The following is a 1,153-nucleotide window of genomic DNA, read 5'->3' on the forward strand; positions in this document are numbered from 1 at the left end:
CTCGTGCAGGGTGCGGCGGGCGACGGCGGCCACGCGCAACGTCTCGATGTCGCCGTTCGTGGCAGGACACCAGTCGAAGGCCAGATCCTCGGCGCGATAGGGGGTCGACGCCTCCAGCGCGCGCGCAATGGTTGCAGCGGTGTCCGAGCCGAAGGGGACCGTCAGCACCGTGTACAGGATCTGATCGTCGGGGATCACCAGAACCGTGTCCAGTTCCCCGGCCTGGCCGCCTGCTTGCTCGCGCAGCCCATTCAGCACGGCGGCCATGTCGCCGCCGGCGAAGCGGGCATGGCCCAGGGGCCGCCAATCCGGGCCGTTGCGGCATTCCAGCCGGACCGCCTCCTGGGTAAAGCTCATGGCGAATTCGGGTGGCGCGGCGTGCTGGTTCATGGCTGTCTTCACTGCTCGGGGTGCGTCGCGTGGTCGTGCCCGCGACGTCATTGTTCACCAATCACCACTACCGCAAATTGTGGAACGTTGAAAGAAGAACTGCCATATCTGTGATCGGTTTTGCGCGTGAAAGGGCTAGGAAGCGGGCATCGGTCAGGGCATCAACGCCTGAGCGAACACGCGATCAGAAAGGATCCCCTGATGCGACCGATCTTCCGTGCCCCCCCTGCCAGACGGCTGGCCCTGTCCGTGGCCATGACCGCCCTGATGGCCGCCCCCGCCCTTGCCGCGCCCATGGCCTGCGGTCCGGCCGGTCCGTCGCGCCTGACCGTCACCGGCGAGGGGCAGTCCCGCATCGCCCCCGACATGGCGACCGTCCAGCTGGGCGTGACTACACAGGCCGACAGCGCCGCCGCCGCGATGGAGCAGAACAGCACCCAGCAGAGCGCGGTGATCGAGGCGCTGACCGGTGCCGGGATCGACGAGGCGCAGATCCAGACCTCGGGGCTGAACCTGAACCCGCTGATGCAGTACGGCGAGAACCAGGCTCCGACCGTCACCGGCTATCAGGCGACGAACACCGTTGCGGTGCGCGTGTCCGACCTGGCCCGTCTGGGCGAGGTTCTGGATGCCATCGTCACCGCGGGTGCCAATGAGATCAACGGCATCACCTTCAGCCGCGAGGATGGCGCCGAGGCGCAGGATCAGGCCCGCCGCGATGCCGTGGCCGACGCACGCCGCAAGGCCGAGCTGCTGGCAGAGG

General features: G+C 68.0%; 1 protein-coding gene and 1 pseudogene. One reads left to right on the plus strand and one right to left on the minus strand.

Annotated features, from left to right (window positions below; genetic code table 11):
• A pseudogene (locus TW83_RS06665) lies at positions 1 to 390 on the minus strand (hypothetical protein); the annotation flags it as partial.
• A 201-nt stretch (positions 391 to 591) separates the two neighbouring features.
• Here TW83_RS06665 and TW83_RS06670 point away from each other — a divergent pair.
• A partial coding sequence (locus TW83_RS06670) for an SIMPL domain-containing protein (RefSeq protein WP_045982001.1) occupies positions 592 to 1,153 on the plus strand: 562 nt, incomplete at its 3' end.

The sequence above is a fragment of the Paracoccus sp. S4493 genome (assembly GCF_000967735.1).
GTDB classification, from domain to species: Bacteria; Pseudomonadota; Alphaproteobacteria; order Rhodobacterales; family Rhodobacteraceae; genus Paracoccus; species Paracoccus marcusii.